Raw genomic sequence first — 16123 nt, forward strand, 5'->3', positions numbered from 1 at the left:
GCTCAGTCGAAAGACTGGGCCTTTTGTTTTATCTGTTGTTTGTCGGGAAACGCTCACCGGGAGCAGGACAACATCGCCGGCAACGCTGTTGAACCGCCGGAGGCCGGCCCAGGAGGGGGGGAGCATCAGGATGATACGACGACTCATGCACCGCGGCCAGCCATCAGTTCAGTAAAAAGCCCGTCCTCACCGACGGGCTTTTTGCGTTTTGGCGGTTGTCGGTACATATCGCTTTTCATATCTCGCGGTGCTGAATATATCCCGCTTCTTTTTATGACACTTTATTTATTAATAGAAAATATTATTTTCTGCGCTTATTAATGACGTAAAAACACAGAATAAAAAATCCAGATTTATATTTAAAAATATTTATTTGACTGATATTTTTTATTTTAATCATTATTTATCAGTATGTTAAAATAGTTTGTTTATATTTAACGACACGTGCTGTTGTAACTGGACTTTCGCAGGGAAATGTTTTAGTGTCATTAACAGTTTGTTAACTCGATCGAGTTCGTGTCACTGTAATATCGATATAATGTAGCGCGTACGATCTGTATTAATGCTATCCCGATGTCGCTGAGATACCCCTCCCCCCACGCAGTCTAATGGGTGTGGCATCAATGTTATCGAGCGGCACGATGAGAATATAAATGAAGATCCTTTTAAAATGGTCGCCTTTGCGCCGGTTCATCCGTTACCTGCAGGAACGCTTCACCTTTTTGGTTCTGCTGTGCTGGCCGGCGATTATCTGGGTTGCTTGCCGGGTGTGCGTCTGGGCCGTTGACAGCGTCATGCTGCTGATGGGGAAACCGGTAAGCGAATCCTTTACCGTCTACCTGCAGCCGCTGATGACGTTCAGCGCGTTAGTGCGTATTTCGCTGAGCTGGGTGGTTCTGCTGTTTATTCTGTTCAGCATGGCGATGGGCTTTACCTGGCTGCTACGTCGCGTGATCAACCGCAAGCACTAACTGGGTCCTTATCGCCGGTGGCCGCCACCTGACGGACGGCCACCGCGCGCCACTCACGCCATCGTACCAATCGTTTTACGAAAACGTAGCAGTGCGATAGTGAAGAACACGCCGCCGATGGCCATCAGGGTTAAAAACTGCGGCCAGACGATGGCAAAGTCAGCCCCCCGATACAGAATCGCCTGCGCCAGGCTGACAAAATGCGTGGTCGGCATGGTTAACATAATATCCTGCACCGCCTGCGGCATGCTTTCCCGCGGGGTCGAGCCGCCAGACAGCATCTGCAGCGGCAGCAGCACCAGAATCATCAGCAGCCCCAGCTGCGGCATCGAGCGAGCTATTGTTCCCATAAAGATACCGATGGACGTGGTGGCAAACAGGCTCAGGGCCACGCCCAGCATAAACAGCGGGATGGAACCTTCAATCGGCACCTGCAGCACTCCCTGGACCATGAGCAGCAGCGACAGCCCGGAAACCACCAGCACCACCAGCCCCATCGACCAGATTTTTGCCAGCATAATTTCGAACGGCGTTACCGGCATGACCAGCAGGTGTTCGATCGTACCGTGCTCGCGCTCGCGGATCAGCGCTGAGCCGGTCAACACGATGGCCAGCAGGGTGATGTTATTGATGATGGCCATGACCGCGCCAAAACGCTCCTGTTCGAGATTGGGGTTAAAGCGCATGCGCACCGCCAGCTCGACCGGTAGGGTATCGTTACCCCGATAGCGAGCTACGAAGCTGTTCACCTCCCCGCTAATAATATTCTGGATATAGCCATTGCCGGTAAACGCCTGGCTCATACGCGTGGCGTCGACGTTCACCTGAATTTCCGGCTGCCGTCCGGCGAGCACATCACGCTGAAAGTTGGGCGGGATATTAATGGCAAAGGTATAGTTCCCGGCATCCAGCCCGGCATCCATCTCATCTTCATTAATCAGCTCAGGCGGTAAAAACCACGGCCGATAAAAGCCGTTGATAATTCGCGAAGAGAGCTGCGATTTATCCATATCGGCAATCGCGACAGGCGCCAAATGCAGCGACCCCGGCATCACGGTCGCTGAGGAATAGACCGATACGGTAAAGGCGAACAGGATTAAGGTCAGCATCGCCTTATCGCCGAGCAGACTGCGCAGCTCCTTGATGCCGAGATGATAGATATTGCGTAATCCGCGCATCATCCCTCCTGTTTTTTCAGTAGCCACACGCTGAGGCCGAGCACCAGCGGGATGGCTATCAGCAGCGGTATAAAGGACGCCCACAGATCGGTCAGATTCAGGGCTTTTGAAAATGTGCCGCGGGCAATGGTCAGGAAGTGGCTGGTCGGGTAAATCTGCCCAATCCAGCGACCTGGCCCCTCCAGCGAAGCGACCGGGTCAATCATCCCGGAAAACTGCGTGGCCGGTATCAGCGTAATAATGGCGGTGCCAAAGATGGCCGCAATCTGGCTTTTCATAAAGGTCGAGATCAGCAGCCCCAACCCGGTAGCGATGGTGACATACAGCAGCGCCGCCAGCGTCAGGGTCAGAAAACTCCCCTTATGCGCCACGCCAAACACCAGGACCGACAGCGCGCACAGCAGGAAGAAGTTAAACATGCCCAGCGCGATATACGGCAGCTGCTTGCCCAGAAGAAACTCGCTGCGGGTCGTCGGCGTGACGTACAGATTGATGATTGAACCCAGCTCTTTTTCACGTACCACGCTCAGCGCGCTGAGCATCGCCGGGATCATCATCAACAGCAGCGGGATCACCGCCGGAACAATGGCCGGTAGGCTTTTCACGTCCGGGTTATAGCGATAGCGCGTCTCGATGGATATCAGCGAGGTATCGCGACCGGGCGTAGCCTGCCGTCCGGCCATCTCCTGCAGCCAGGCCAGATGCATCGCCTGGACGTAGCCGCGCACCGTCTCGGCCCGGTTAGGCATAGCGCCGTCCACCCAGACGCCAATTTTTACCGGCGTGCCGCGGGCAATATCACGGCCGAAATCAGGCGGAATTTCAATGGCGACGGCCAGCTCGCCGTTGCGCATCCGTCTGTCCAGTTGGTCATAGCTCTGCAGCGGCGGTTGCTCAATGAAGTAGCGCGAACCGGCGATATTCTGCGACCAGCCCTGACTGCTGAGGGTCTGGTCGCGATCGAGGACCGCGAAGCGCAGATCTTCCACGTCCATGCTAATGCCGTATCCCATGATGAACATCAGAATCACGGTACCCAGCAGCGCCAGGGTCGAACGTACCGGATCGCGCCGCAGCTCCAGCGCTTCACGTCGGCTGTAGCTAAACAGTCGCCGCAGGCTGAACGCCTGGCGTGGGGCCGTCGTTCCGGCGGGAGCGCTAACCGGCGGGGCGGGCGGTATTTGTTCGACGGGCCGCTGGGCATCCTGCAGCCAGGCGATAAACGCCTCTTCAAGGTTTGCCGCTCCGCGCTGCGCAACCAGCGCCTGCGGCGTATCGCTGGCCAGTACCTTCCCGGCGTGCATCAGCGAAATGCGATCGCAGCGCTCGGCTTCATTCATAAAGTGGGTCGAGATAAAAATCGTCACCCGATCCTGGCGGGCGAGATCGACCATCAGCTGCCAGAACATATCCCTGGCGACCGGATCGACGCCGGAAGTTGGTTCATCCAGGATCAGCATTTCCGGACGATGGATCACCGCCACGGCCAGCGAAAGGCGCTGGCGAATACCTAACGGCAGAGAGGCGGGCAGCGCATCTTCAACCTCCGTTAACATAAAACGCTGGCTCATTTCCGCCACCCGAGCGGGGATGTCGGCATCCGGAATGTGAAATAAACGGGCGTGCAGTTCGAGGTTCTGCCTGACGGTCAGTTCGCTGTAGAGGGAGAAAGCCTGCGACATATAGCCGACGCGGCGCCGGGTTTCGATATCCCTGGGATTGACCGGCTGACCAAATAGCCAGGCTTCGCCTTCGCTGGCGGGCAGCAGGCCGGTCAGCATTTTCATGGTGGTTGATTTACCGCAACCGTTCGAACCGAGGAAACCAAAAATCTCGCCGCGCGCGATGCGGAAGTTCACATGGTCGACCGCCACGAAGTTACCGAAGCGCATGGTCAGGCCACGGGCTTCAATCGCGATGTCATTTTCCTGAGCGTTACGCGGCGCAATGATCACCTCTTTATGCGCTTTGCGCTGGGCTTCCGGCAGCAGGGCGATAAACGCCTGCTCCAGGGTCTGACTGCAGGTTTGCGCTTTAAGTTCTGCGGCACTACCGGTCGCCAGTACTTCCCCCGCGTTCATCGCTACCAGCCAGTCGAAGCGTTCCGCCTCTTCCATATAGGCCGTGGCGACCAGTACGCTCATCTCCGGCTGGCGTTGGCGGATGCTGTCAATCAGCGCCCAGAACTGGGCGCGAGAAAGTGGGTCAACGCCGGTCGTGGGTTCATCAAGGATCAACAGCTGCGGGTCATGGATCAGCGCGCAGCACAGGCCGAGCTTCTGCTTCATCCCGCCGGATAATTTCCCGGCAGGGCGATCGCGGAAAGGATCCAGTCCGGTGCTGCGCAGGAGTTCATCGATGCGGTTCTCGCGTTCGGCTTTGTCATGACCAAACAGGCGGGCAAAGAAATCAACGTTTTCATACACCGACAGGGTGTGATAGAGGTTTTTACCCAGACCCTGCGGCATCCAGGCGATTTTGGGGCAAACATCCCGGCGGTGACGCGCATCGCGCATATCGCCGCCGAGCACCATCACGTTACCTTGCTCAATGACCCGCGCGCCGGAAATCAGCGACAGTAAGCTGGATTTGCCGACGCCGTCAGGGCCGATCAGGCCGACCATCTGACGAGCGGGGATGCTTAGCGTGATATCCCGCAGCGCGACGGTGGTGCCAAAGCGCTGGCCGACGTGTTCCAGCAGGGCGACCGGTGGGTGAGTATCCTGCTCAACGCCTCTCATTGCGGTAACCTCACCGTGAGCGTATCGGGCCACGCCCGCTGGCTATCCAGGCGGACATACGCCATGCCGGGCAGACCGGTTTTCACATACTCAAGATGCTGCTCCAGCAGCTCCGGCGGGATGCGGGCCTTCACGCGGAACATCAGCTTCAGGCGTTCATCGCTGGTTTCTACCGTCTTTGGCGTAAACTGCGCGACGCTGGCGACAAAGCTGATATGGGCAGGCACCACCAGGCCCGGCGCCGCGTCCAGCACGATGCGCGCTTCGCTGCCCAGCGCCAGCTGGCCTGCCTGCTCGGTAGGCAGGAAGAAGGTCATATAGACATCGGAGAGATCGACCATATTCAGCACCCGGCCGCCGGCGGCCAGGACCTCGCCCGGTTCGGCGACGCGATACTGAATGCGGCCGTCGCGCGGCGCTTTGAGTTCGCTATCGTCAATATCGGCGAGGATGCGCCGTTCGGTTGCCTGAGCGGCATCAACGCGGGTCTGGGCCTGAATAATGCTGGTACGGGCGGCTTCAATTGCCGCTTTTGCCGCTGAGACCTGGGCTCTGGCGGATTCGAGCGCTGCCCGGGCGCTTTCCGCTGCCGCCTGATCATCGTCAAGCTGCTGGGCTGACACCGCGCCGCGCTGTGACAGCGCGCTGGAGCGCACGTGGCGTTTGGCGGTGGAGTTTAGCTCCGCCTGCCGCTGTTTCACCACCGCTTCCGTGGCGCGCATTTCGCTTTGGCGCTGATCCAGCAGCGCTTTGGCGGCGGCGACCGCGCTTTCCGCCTCTTTAATCTGGGCGGCCGCTTCGAGGCGCTGTTCGTTCAGCACCCGAATATCCATCCGCGCCAGCACCTCGCCCTTGCGCACAAACTGCCCCTCTTTGACCAGAATGGCGTCGATGCGTCCGGCGGTTTTGGTGGCGATATCCACCTCGGTGGCTTCTATTCTGCCGTTGCTGCCGGCAAAGCCCTGCGGAAGTCCCGGCGGACGCAATGCCCACCATATCAGGGCGGCGATAACCGCCAGCAGGCCGATAAGGCACCAGGCCCAGTGCTGTTTGATTTTGTCCATACGCTACTCGCTCTGTTCCATATTGCTGAGTGATGCGCGTTTCTTCTCTCCGTCGCACGGAGCGTTATCCCTTTGAAAGACAGAGGTGGGGAGGGGCAAGGCCGACCGGCGCGCACGTCCAGCTGCGCGACTACCCGGTGAAATAGATGTGCTATGAATGTGGTCATCATCAGCAATCCTGGCCTTAAATGAAACACGCATAAATATAGCTACTGTCTATGGGATACTAGCATTTACCGCGAGTATGTCCATACGATTAACATGGGTTATTGCTGTCGCAGCGCCAATCGCCGCAAACGGTTGGACAGGCGAGCGGGAAGCCCGGTTGCTGAATTTTTAATCTGGTTGACCAGGGCGAACTGTTGTATGATTTGCGGCCTTGAAAATAGACTTATGTCGGCGAGTGCTTTATTTAATGAGCGATGAAAGCAAGAAATATATCTCAGTTATTTTTAAGGAGTGGTTGCCGTTGTATGACGGCCTGAAGCCGGAAGTGAAGGCGATTCTTAAAAATATTGCCGCTGAGCAGTCTGAGGCGCTGGCCGCTCGTTTTTATGACTTCATTTTTCAGGATCCCGATATCGCCCGCCACCTGACTTACGATCTGGTTCAGGAACGTCTTAGCCGTTCGCTGGCCGTGTGGGTCAACGACATTTTGACCAGCGAGAAAGATCAGCTGCAGGCGCTGGCAGAAAGGCAATACCATATTGGCAGTATTCATGCGCGCATCGGCATCCCCGCCGAGGCCGTACTGCGCGGCGCGCGCCAGCTCAAGGCCGGGCTGATTGAATATGTGCGGGATAACGATAAGATTGATCACCAGACCGGTCTTGCGACCATCCACTACGCGGTAATGGCGATTAATATGGCGATCGAGATGATGTGTCATGCCTACACCTTATCGCACTATCGGGCGACGAAAAATGAAGAAGCCTTTCGTCTGTATAGCCTGATGGATAATGTGCCAATGGAATATGGCAAACAGCAGGTTTCGCTCTCCGGCTGGGAAAATAGCGCGATTTTTAATATTGTCAGTGAAAATAAGAGCGATATTAACGGGACGTTATTATCTGAATCTGAGTTTGGCCTGTGGTTCCGTCATAAATGCGTGCGCTATTTTAACAAGAACGCGCAGATGGAAGAGATCGCCGACTTGATTACGCAGGTAGACAATTTAATCGCCGGCTGGAAATCCTCAGACAGCAGCGCAGAATATAAAAATACGCAAACTTTGCTCCAGAGCATCCACATCCATTGCCAGAAAATCAGCAGCCAGCTCGGGGTTATCTTCAGCAGTCTGTCGCAGATGCAGAACGGCAAAGACACCCTGACCAGCCTGCTAAACCGCCGTTATCTGCCGGTCGTCCTCAAGCATGAGGTCACGCTCGCTATGGAACATGAACTGCCGATGACGGTGGCGATTGTGGATATTGATCATTTTAAAGAGATTAATGATAACTGGGGCCATATGGTGGGCGACCGGGCAATCAAGCACGTTGCCGACCTGCTCAGCAATAACATCCGCTCCAGCGATTATATCTTTCGCTACGGCGGCGAAGAGTTTCTGCTGGTGCTGGTGGAAACCGGCGCGGCCGAGGCTTTTGCGCTCCTTGAGCGCTTACGTAAAAGCATTAGCCAGCTCCCGTTTAATGTCGGCGGCGAGACCAATATCGCGATTACCACCAGTGCGGGCTTTGCCGTGCATACCGGCCATCCGGATTATAACCGGCTGCTGCGCAACGCTGACAGCGCGCTGTACGTGGCCAAGCGCAGCGGGCGCGACTGCGTGAAGATGCATCAGGGTGAGCAGGACCCGCAGCATTAAGGCGTCGCGCCCGGCGCTCAGAACAGAACCGGCAATCCTAATCCGCGCATCACCTCATGCAACGTTTGCTGCGTGAGACGATGCGCACGTTTGCTACCCTGGCGCAGCACCTCCAGCAACATTCCTTTATCCGCAATATACGTTGCCCGGCGTTGGCGAATGGGCGCCAGCAGCGTCTGCAGACACTCCTCCAGCGCGTTTTTGCACTGTCGGTCACCCAGTCCGCCGCGTTGATAATGCGCCTTCATCTCGGCGACGAAGGCAGGGTCGGGATGGAAAGCATCGAGGTACGTAAAGACAACATTGCCTTCGATTTGGCCAGTATCGCTGACCCGCAGATGGGTCGGGTCGGTATACATTGCGCCGACCGCACGATGAATCTGCTCTTCGCTGGCCGAGAGCGTGAGCGTATTGCCCAGCGACTTTGACATCTTGGCGCCGCCGTCAATGCCGGGCAGACGGCTGACATCGCTGAGCAGCGCCCGGCAGTGCTGCAGTACCGGCGTCGTGGTCAGGCTATTCATTTTATGGACGATCTCATTGGTCTGTTCGATCATCGGCAGCTGATCGTCGCCGACCGGCACCAGACCCGCCTTAAACGCGGTGATATCGGCCGCCTGGCTGATGGGGTAGGCCAGAAAACCGACCGGTAGTGAACGGGAGAATCCCTTCTGGGCGATTTCACTTTTGACCGTCGGGTTACGCTCGACGCGGGCGACGGTGACGATATTCATATACAGCGCGCTCAGCTCCGCCAGGGCGGGAAGCGCCGATTGCAGGCAAATCGTGGTCTTGTGCGGGTCGATACCTACCGCCAGATAATCGGCCATCACCTCAAAGATATTGCTGCTGATTTTCTGTGGGTCGCTGCCGTTATCGGTTAATCCCTGCAGATCGGCGATGAGGATAAACTGTTGATGATCGTGCTGAAGCTGCACGCGCTGGCGTAGCGATCCCACGTAGTGGCCGAGATGCAGCTGGCCGGTGGGGCGATCGCCGGTAAGAATGGTCGGGTTGGTGTTCATCAGAGACTCCTTACGATGCTATTAAGCCGAAAGACGTCGCTGAGAAACGATAAAGCCGCCTTCCGGCGGCTTTAAAAATGGAAAAGTGAATCGTGCCGCCTGTTATGCAGGCAGCCACCAACGATATGGGCGGGCAATGACGACGATTCTGTTCATCAGACTATCCTGCCACGAAACGCGGCGGCAGTGAAAGCGGTTTTTTTTATTGCGGCAATAACGGTTTACAGAGTGCGGTTTTGCGCCCTCATGGAACTCAATGAAGGCGCAGGCGGGACTTACATGCTGGAGAAGACGTTCATGATGATGCCGCCGGAAATAATCAGCACCATGGCGAGGATCGCCGGCAGATCCGGTTTTTGTTTGTAGAGGATCATCGAGCAGATGGTGACGCCGACGATACCAAAGCCGCACCATAGCGAGTAGGCGACGCCCACCGGAATCGTGCTCATCGCGCGAGTGAGGGCGAAGTAGCACAGGCCGTAGGCGCAGACCACCAGTACCGATGGCGCCAGTTTGCTAAAGCCGTTGGTCTTTTTGATCATCGAGGTACCGGTGATTTCGGAGCCGATAGACAGCGCCAACCATAAAAATCCGAGATTAAACATATACGATTCCTTTTGCGTTAGTTGGCGACTTTTTTGTCCAGAGATGAGGGTGAAGCAACCGGTTTAGCTGGCGTATCTTCGCTCTCTTCGCTACCCATTTTGGAAAACAGATTCATGATAACGATGCCGCTGGCGATAACGGCCATGCCGATAATCGCCGCGGTGTCCGGATGCTGACCGTAAAATGCCATCCCCAGCGTCGACACCACCAGAATTCCGGTACCGGACCAGGTGGCGTATGCCAGACCAACGGGAATATCTTTCACCGCGCGGGAAAGGGAGTAGTAGCAGGTGCAGTACAGCAGCACCAGCAGCCCGAGCAGCAGCATTTTGGTGCTCCCTTCGCTGCTACCGAACATTTTCAGGGTGGAAGTGGCCGAGGTTTCCGAAAGGATAACCAACAGCATCCATAGCCAACATTTTGTTTTTGAAGACATAATAAACTCCGGATCTATTTATTAAGGTAGGGTTCTTTTTTTCTGTTTTTCAAAAAATCGATAGCGGCATCGGTTAACTGCGCTTCGGGGGCGCAGGCCAGCGCCGGATTATTCACGATGTCTGTGACAGTGAGATAACGCCGCGTGCCGGCGGTGGGTACCTGAGCGAGCGCCTCCGTTCCTGCCGCCAGCTTCGCCAGTAGCTCATTCATGGTGCACAGCGTGACACCGCATGCCGTCAGCCTCGTCAACGTGGACTGCATATGTTCGGCGTAGGGCGTAGCGCTGTCTGCTCCGCGCAGCTGGTTTAACTCGCTGGCCGGATCGCAGTGATAGCGCAGCGCCAGTACCGGCAGGCCGGCAAGCAGAGCTGCATGCAACCGCCTGGCTTGTGGGTTTTGCAAGGTGCCGTTCACCAGATCGGCCGCCAGCGGATAGTCGAGAAACGGCACCACCACGGCCCGCCAGCTTGCCGACGGCAGCGCTTCCTGCCAGGTATCGCCCGGCAGCGTTTCACCGACCGCCTGCCATTGCGCGGCATCCGGCACTCCTTCGTCCAGCGCCAGCTGCAGACGCTGTCCGCATCCCGCCAGACGGCTGCGGATGGCCTGGCGATAGCCCGCGGCCGGGCCAACCATCACCAGTACCGGCGGCCGCAGGCGCTGAATAATGCGTTCCACCAGGTATTCCATCTGTTCGTCGGTCATGGCTGGCCTCCGTTAAGCGATGAGCGTGACCTGCGCGCCGTTTTTCAGTCCGGCGGCATTGGCTTCTTCGGTATCAATATGAAATTCCAGCGCGAAGTCCTCGCGCACCCGCACCACCACTTCGTCGAAGGTCAACTGGCGTTCGCCGTTGCTGCGGACGCTCACCTTCTGGCCATTGGCGACGTTCAACTGCCGCGCATCCTGCGGCGACATATGGATATGCCGCCAGGCGCAGATCACCTGAGAACGCAATTCGACGTGGCCTGCCGGGCCGATCAGCAGCGCGTTACCCGCGTTCTCCAGCTGGCCAGATTCGCGAACCGGCGCTTTGATGCCGAGGGTAAAGCAGTCGGCGCGGGAGATTTCCAGCTGAGTCACCGGGCGGGTTGGCCCGAGGACGCGAACCTGAGCGAGCGAGCCCTTCGGGCCGACGACGGTAACGCACTCCTGGGCGGCAAACTGCCCCGGCTGGCGCAGGGGTTTAAACGGCGTCAGCGCATAACCCTGGCCAAACAGCGTCTCGACATCCTGCTGAGACAGATGAACATGGCGGTTAGAGATACCGACCGGGATATCGGGCGCGGAGCGCGTCAGCCGGGCGGTGATTTTTTCATGTAGCAGGGTGTCGATCATGCCTTCTTCCCTTTCTTCATCGCGGCATTTTTATCTTCAGGCTCCCCCGGTGCTGGCGGGGAAGGCGGCGTCTGCGGCGCGACTTTTTCCATCGGTAGCGGTACTGCGTTTTTCTCGTCCACGTTTTTCATGTCAGCGTGGTTCGCGGGCGTTTTTGCCTCCGGGCGACCTTTCAGATGACTCAGCGCCGCCACCACGCTGGGTTCCGGACGGGCGATGACCAGCGACTTGACGTGCTGCGCAGCGCCCGCCACCTCAACGCCGCGCTCAATAGCGGTGTGGATGGCGCTGATCTCGCCTTCGAAGCAGACGCTGACCAGCCCCGATCCGATTTTGCGATAGCCAATGCAGGTCACGCCTGCGGCTTTACAAGCGGCGTCTACGGCCTGAATGGCGGTGACCAGCCCTCGCGTTTCAATTACGCCTAAACTTTTCATTGTCGGCTCCTGTTAATGGCGGACTAAGCGAATATCAAAATCAAACTGCGTGAAGAACGTCTCCAGCTGGTTCAGCTCTTCGGACGAATAAGACGGGTCCTGGGTAATGGGGTAGGGCATATCCAGGCGCTCGTATTTTTTGCGGCCCAGCTGGTGGTACGGCAGCATGTCGATACGGCGGATATTTCCGCGCTTCGCCAGTTTCTGCACGTAATCAATAGCCCCGGTAATGGCATCGAATGAGTCGTTATATCCGCGAACCAACGGCATGCGAATAATCACGTTAGCGCCGGAGTCCACCAGCCATTCCAGATTGCGGCGAATACCTTCATTGCCGATGCCAAATAACGCTTTATGGTGTTCGCTGTTGATTTGCTTAATATCGAATAAGAAGGTGTCGGTTACCGGCGCCAGCTTTTGATAATTGGCCAGCGGGGTCGTACCCTGGGTTTCGATGGCGGTATTGAGCATCATCTTTTTGCATTCGCTGAACAGCGCCACGGCAAAATCGGTTTGCAGGCTCATTTCGCCGCCGCCGATGGTCACGCCGCCGCCGGAAGCGATGTAGAAGTCATAATCTTGCATGATGATATCCATCAGCTCGCTGACGGTGACGTCTTTACCCATAATATCCAGCGCGTTCTGGGTGCAAATCTCTTCGCATTTGCGGCAGCCAATACAGTCTTTATTACGGTCGACAAAATGCTTCATCTCGCCGTTTTCTTCTGCCCGGTAGTGAATGCCGGCCGGGCAGACATTGACGCAGTCGCCGCAGTTAATGCATTTGTCGTGCGAGAACATGACCTGGAACTGGCTATTCAGCCCCTCCGGGTTAGCGCACCATGGGCAGCGTATATTGCAGCCTTTGAAAAAAACCAGTGTGCGAATTCCATCGCCGTCGTAGATCGAATATTTCTGAATATTGAATATTCGCCCGGTTAATTCTTGTTTTGCGCTCACAGCTACCTCCAGTAAAACGATCGGGACATCCGTGTCCAAAAACGTCCGTGTCCTTATCAGAACTTCTCAATCACCGTACGGCTGATAATTTCGTCCTGTACCTCTTTGCACAGCTCAACGAAGTAGGCGCTGTAGCCGGCGACGCGGACGATCAGGTCGCGATATTTTTCGGGTTCCTGCTGGGCTTTTTTCAGCACTTCGTTATCGACATAGCTGAACTGCATCTGGCCGTTGCCGAGAATCGACGCCGTGCGTAGCAGGGTAATCAGGCCGTGACGACCTTCCGGAGTATCCAGCAGTCCCTGGAGGAACTTGAAGTTATGCACCATGCCGATGTTCATGGTCTCCACGTTCATCTTGCTGACTGACTTGATGATGGCGGTTGGCCCCTGCTTATCCGCCCCCTGCGTCGGGCTGATGCCGTCGGAAAGCGGCATCCATGCCAGACGGCCGTTCGGCGTGGCGTTGGTCAGCTCGCCAATCGGCGTGTTGTTGGAGATAGAGAGGGTGCCGTGGCTCAGCGTGGAGTAGAGCATTTTGTACTTGCGGCACTCGCGCTCGGTCCACTCGGTAATATCCAGTGCGTACTGGTCAACGTAGTTATCGTCGTTACCGTATTTCGGCGCGTTCAGGCAGTCGCGGCGCAGGGCTTCAAAGCCTTCGAAGTTCGCCAGCATCGCATCGCGCATCTGCTCGAGGGTGTATTTCTTATCTTCGAATACCAGCTTACGAATCGCCGCCATCGAATCGACGTAGGTCGCCAGACCGGAGAAGATCAGCCCCGGGCCGTGGTTGATCATCGCGCCGCCGGCGGCGACGTCTTTGCCGCTCTCCATGCAGCCTTCCACCAGCAGCGACATCAGCGGTTTCGGCGCCACGTCGCGGTGCACGCGCTGGCTGATCACTGTGCCAATGGCCGACAGACGGACGATATGGGCAATCTGCTGTTTCACCGCCGCGTCAAACGCTTCGAAGGTGCGCAGTTCGCGCAGGTCGCCGGTATCCAGCCCCTGATAACTATCAAACAGCACCATCCGGCCGCGGTTTAAGACGAACTCGATAGCGATAGGCCATTGGGTGTAACCGGTAGAGGTCCACTGATAGATACGGCCGGATTTCTGCGGTTCGACGCAGCCCATCAGGCAGTAGTCGCGCGCGTCTTCGAAATCGAAGCCTTTACGCAGCATCATTTTGATATGGGAGTCATCGAAGTGGCAGGCCGGGAAACCCATCCCCGCCTTGACGACGTCGACGATTTTTTCCATATATTTCTGCGGTGACTGGTTGTGGATACGGCAGGCCAGCGACGGCTGGTAAACCTTCACAAAGCGCACGGCGTCCATAATCAGGTAAGTCAGGTCGTTACAGGCATCGCCGCCGGAGCGCTTCTGTCCGCCAACGGTCAGGTTGATAAACGGCTGATAACCGGCGAAGTATTTCGCCCCCAGCTCGCTCGACATCCACATCAGCTCGGCGCATTTGATGATAAACGCCTGCAGCAGCTCCAGCGCAGCTTCGTGAGTCAGGCGGCCTTCGCGGATATCGGCTTCAAACATCGGGTAGCAGTACTGGTCTACGCGGCCCAGCGACAGCCCGGTCTGGTTCTCTTCAATTTCAAACAGCGACTCCACGGTCCAGATACTTTGCAGCGCTTCCTGCAGGGTCTTCGGCGGGTTTGCCGGGACGTTCTGGTTCACTTCGGCAATGGTCAGCAGCTCGGCGCGACGCTGGGCGTTTTGCTCAATAGCGGCCAGCTCGCGGGCGCGCGCGGCGATGCGGTGAGCGTAGTTGATCACCCCTTCGCAGGTTTCAATCGCCGCCTTGTAGTAGTAGATGCGGTCGATATCTTCCGGGTTTTCCATGCTCAGGCTGGCAAGATGCGCCTCAGCGTCGGCTTTAATGCCGTTCATCCCTTTGGTGAACAGCAGCACGTCATAGCCCGGGCAGGTATCGCCGCCGCCGTTGATCTGATGGTAGGAGAGGTCGCTGACGAAGGTTTCGCCGCTGAACGCCCACACGCCCGCTTCGCGGTACTGGGCTTCACAGATCTCATCCAGCGAGCGACCTTCCCAGAACGGTACGATCTCTTCGCGGATGGTTTTCTTATCTGCTTCGCTGATCTCAAACGGATCCTGCGGACGGGTGCTCATGGTATCGAGCTCGTCGCGCACCCAGCGCCAGGCGATATCCGGCGAGAAGGCCCCCGCGCGCGGCTTGCCGCACGGATGGCCGACGATCAGCTCATCGTCCTGAATCAGAATCGGCGCGGTTTCGCAGGCGTGACGGAAAGCTTTGGCGCGCAGCAGAATGGTCGGCATACCCGGATTCGCTTTCACCACCTCGGTAAAGGCCAGCGCGCGGTAAATAGAGACGCTCGGGCGCACCGTCAGGTAGTGGTTACGCAGGCGCTGCATGCGCGGGGTCAGCCCTTCTGCTGTTGTGGTTTCGCTACAGGCGGCAAATGGCGCGGCGGAGACCTTTTGTGCGCCGTGGAACAGACGTACCGGCAGATTGAGCGCGCTCAGATTGCGTTGTGCGCAGAGGAACAGCGCGGACAGTTCGTTGATGATCGTACTGGGGTCATCGAGGCTGGCGCCGTGGCGCAGGGCGTCGAACATCGGGTAGCCGTCGATGGCGCAGGCGGCGCGGACTTCGCTCAGCTGTGCCAGCTTGAACCACAGGCACTCAACGATTTCATAGGCCCGTTGCGGCGTCAGGGTGCCGTTGGCGATGTCGCGCTGATACCACGGCAGCAGCGCCTTATCGGCACCTTCCGGGTTCACCGCATAGCTGCCGTTGTCCAGCTGCAGCGCCAGCTGAAACAGATAAAATGCCTGGCAGGCCTCTTTGAAGTTACGTGCCGGGTGGGCCGGAACGTGATGCAGAATCGCCGCGCTCTCCAGCAGTTCGGCCTGGCGGTACGGGTTGCTTTCCGCCGCCGCGAGCGTTTCGGCGCTGGTGGCCAGATTCTGCGCCAGGGCGAGGAGGGCGTCGCAGGCATAAATGGCGGCGCGGCAGCCGTTGACTTCATCCATACCGCTGCGGCTGACGGCGCTACCCAGGCTGCGGGTTTTCTCTTCCAGCTGGTGTTTAATCGCCAGCACGCCTTTTTCAATAATCAGCCGGTAATCCGGGGAGTCCAGGTCGCTGCTGAGATTCAGGAAACGGAATGCCGACGGACGCTGCGCGGCGCTTTCATCGTGAAAAATTGCCCCGTGCGGTTTGCGGGTCTGGTCGCCGACAATGAGCTCATCGGGGCTGATGCACAGCGGCAGCTGGCGCATCAACTCATAGAAACGACGCGCCGGCTTGACGGCGGCAGGAATGCCCGCGATATCGCCATCAAGGGCGTTCAACGTGGCGGCATGTTCGGTGCACAGGGTGCTTTTTTGTGAGAGTAAACGTTCAGCCAGCACGTGGACGCGCGGCGTTAAGCTGTAGTGTGCCATGTAGTATTCTCCAGATGTTCTGTTCCGCGGCTGATAGCAACCCTGCGGTGAGTACTGTGTCTGTGTTTCTGCCGGGGGGCGGCTGACGCCT

14 protein-coding genes are annotated in these 16123 nt (G+C 57.4%); 3 read left to right on the forward strand and 11 right to left on the reverse strand.

What is annotated here, in order from left to right; translation table 11 throughout:
- Positions 1–321 (forward strand): hypothetical protein (locus BV390_RS31305; RefSeq protein WP_206098730.1); only part of this gene is annotated, 321 nt, incomplete at its 5' end.
- A gap of 332 nt (positions 322–653) precedes the next feature.
- Positions 654–971 carry a hypothetical protein gene (locus BV390_RS18650; protein WP_032689658.1) on the forward strand — a complete coding sequence of 106 codons (318 nt, stop codon included), beginning with the start codon at positions 654–656 and terminating at the stop codon, positions 969–971.
- Between the two features lie 53 nt (positions 972–1024).
- Here the strand turns inward: BV390_RS18650 and BV390_RS18655 are convergent, their stop codons facing one another.
- The 3 genes from BV390_RS18655 to BV390_RS18665 are packed head-to-tail and all read right to left on the reverse strand — an operon-like array spanning position 1025 to position 5954.
- Positions 1025–2149: an ABC transporter permease gene (locus tag BV390_RS18655; protein WP_032689657.1), complete on the reverse strand. Its 1125-nt coding sequence runs from the start codon at positions 2147–2149 to the stop codon at positions 1025–1027.
- On the reverse strand, positions 2149–4890 hold the full coding sequence (rbbA, locus tag BV390_RS18660; protein WP_085397213.1) for a ribosome-associated ATPase/putative transporter RbbA: 2742 nt from the start codon (positions 4888–4890) through the stop codon (positions 2149–2151). The genes BV390_RS18655 and rbbA overlap by 1 nt, the downstream gene beginning before the upstream one ends.
- The gene (locus BV390_RS18665; RefSeq protein ID WP_085397214.1) at positions 4887–5954 is read right to left on the reverse strand and encodes an HlyD family secretion protein; all 1068 of its coding nucleotides are present in this window, start codon (positions 5952–5954) and stop codon (positions 4887–4889) included. The genes rbbA and BV390_RS18665 overlap by 4 nt, the downstream gene beginning before the upstream one ends.
- 415 nt (positions 5955–6369) lie before the next feature.
- Between BV390_RS18665 and BV390_RS18670 the strand changes: the two genes are divergently transcribed.
- On the forward strand, positions 6370–7779 hold the full coding sequence (locus BV390_RS18670; RefSeq protein ID WP_032689654.1) for a diguanylate cyclase: 1410 nt from the start codon (positions 6370–6372) through the stop codon (positions 7777–7779).
- A 17-nt stretch (positions 7780–7796) separates the two neighbouring features.
- On the opposite strand, the gene trpS is transcribed toward BV390_RS18670, so the two are convergent.
- From trpS to cutC, 8 genes are all read right to left on the reverse strand, one after another.
- Positions 7797–8804 (reverse strand): tryptophan--tRNA ligase, encoded by a 1008-nt coding sequence (gene trpS, locus BV390_RS18675; RefSeq protein ID WP_085397215.1) that lies wholly within the window; start codon positions 8802–8804, stop codon positions 7797–7799.
- Positions 8805–9079: 275 nt separating this feature from the next.
- On the reverse strand, positions 9080–9409 hold the full coding sequence (locus tag BV390_RS18680) for a DMT family transporter (RefSeq protein ID WP_004857466.1): 330 nt from the start codon (positions 9407–9409) through the stop codon (positions 9080–9082).
- Positions 9410–9426: 17 nt separating this feature from the next.
- A complete protein-coding gene (locus BV390_RS18685) occupies positions 9427–9846 on the reverse strand; it encodes a DMT family transporter (RefSeq protein ID WP_032689651.1) in 420 nt (139 codons plus the stop codon).
- 14 nt (positions 9847–9860) lie between these two features.
- Positions 9861–10553: a hypothetical protein gene (locus BV390_RS18690; RefSeq protein ID WP_032697895.1), complete on the reverse strand. Its 693-nt coding sequence runs from the start codon at positions 10551–10553 to the stop codon at positions 9861–9863.
- A 12-nt stretch (positions 10554–10565) separates the two neighbouring features.
- A complete protein-coding gene (locus BV390_RS18695; protein WP_032697897.1) occupies positions 10566–11186 on the reverse strand; it encodes a phosphate propanoyltransferase in 621 nt (206 codons plus the stop codon).
- Positions 11183–11623, reverse strand: coding sequence for a BMC domain-containing protein (locus BV390_RS18700; RefSeq protein WP_032689646.1), 441 nt, complete (start codon positions 11621–11623; stop codon positions 11183–11185). The genes BV390_RS18695 and BV390_RS18700 overlap by 4 nt, the downstream gene beginning before the upstream one ends.
- A 12-nt stretch (positions 11624–11635) precedes the next feature.
- Positions 11636–12583 (reverse strand): choline TMA-lyase-activating enzyme, encoded by a 948-nt coding sequence (cutD, locus tag BV390_RS18705; protein ID WP_004857478.1) that lies wholly within the window; start codon positions 12581–12583, stop codon positions 11636–11638.
- A gap of 56 nt (positions 12584–12639) precedes the next feature.
- Complete coding sequence (cutC, locus tag BV390_RS18710) at positions 12640–16032, reverse strand: choline trimethylamine-lyase (RefSeq protein ID WP_064793513.1); 3393 nt, start codon at positions 16030–16032, stop codon at positions 12640–12642.
- Positions 16033–16123: the final 91 nt, after the last annotated feature.

Source organism: Klebsiella sp. YJ (assembly GCF_002108615.1).
GTDB lineage: Bacteria > Pseudomonadota > Gammaproteobacteria > Enterobacterales > Enterobacteriaceae > Klebsiella > Klebsiella planticola.

Bases quoted from the DNA above. Each gene is read 5' to 3' on its own strand.
- BV390_RS18665 (WP_085397214.1), bottom strand. From the start codon at position 5,954: ATGGACAAAATCAAACAGCACTGGGCCTGGTGCCTTATCGGCCTGCTG.
- BV390_RS18700 (WP_032689646.1), bottom strand. From the start codon at position 11,623: ATGAAAAGTTTAGGCGTAATTGAAACGCGAGGGCTGGTCACCGCCATT.
- BV390_RS18655 (WP_032689657.1), bottom strand. From the start codon at position 2,149: ATGCGCGGATTACGCAATATCTATCATCTCGGCATCAAGGAGCTGCGC.
- BV390_RS18685 (WP_032689651.1), bottom strand. From the start codon at position 9,846: ATGTCTTCAAAAACAAAATGTTGGCTATGGATGCTGTTGGTTATCCTT.
- BV390_RS18650 (WP_032689658.1), top strand. From the start codon at position 654: ATGAAGATCCTTTTAAAATGGTCGCCTTTGCGCCGGTTCATCCGTTAC.
- trpS (WP_085397215.1), bottom strand. From the start codon at position 8,804: ATGAACACCAACCCGACCATTCTTACCGGCGATCGCCCCACCGGCCAG.
- BV390_RS18690 (WP_032697895.1), bottom strand. From the start codon at position 10,553: ATGACCGACGAACAGATGGAATACCTGGTGGAACGCATTATTCAGCGC.
- rbbA (WP_085397213.1), bottom strand. From the start codon at position 4,890: ATGAGAGGCGTTGAGCAGGATACTCACCCACCGGTCGCCCTGCTGGAA.
- cutC (WP_064793513.1), bottom strand. From the start codon at position 16,032: ATGGCACACTACAGCTTAACGCCGCGCGTCCACGTGCTGGCTGAACGT.
- BV390_RS18695 (WP_032697897.1), bottom strand. From the start codon at position 11,186: ATGATCGACACCCTGCTACATGAAAAAATCACCGCCCGGCTGACGCGC.
- BV390_RS18680 (WP_004857466.1), bottom strand. From the start codon at position 9,409: ATGTTTAATCTCGGATTTTTATGGTTGGCGCTGTCTATCGGCTCCGAA.
- BV390_RS18670 (WP_032689654.1), top strand. From the start codon at position 6,370: ATGAGCGATGAAAGCAAGAAATATATCTCAGTTATTTTTAAGGAGTGG.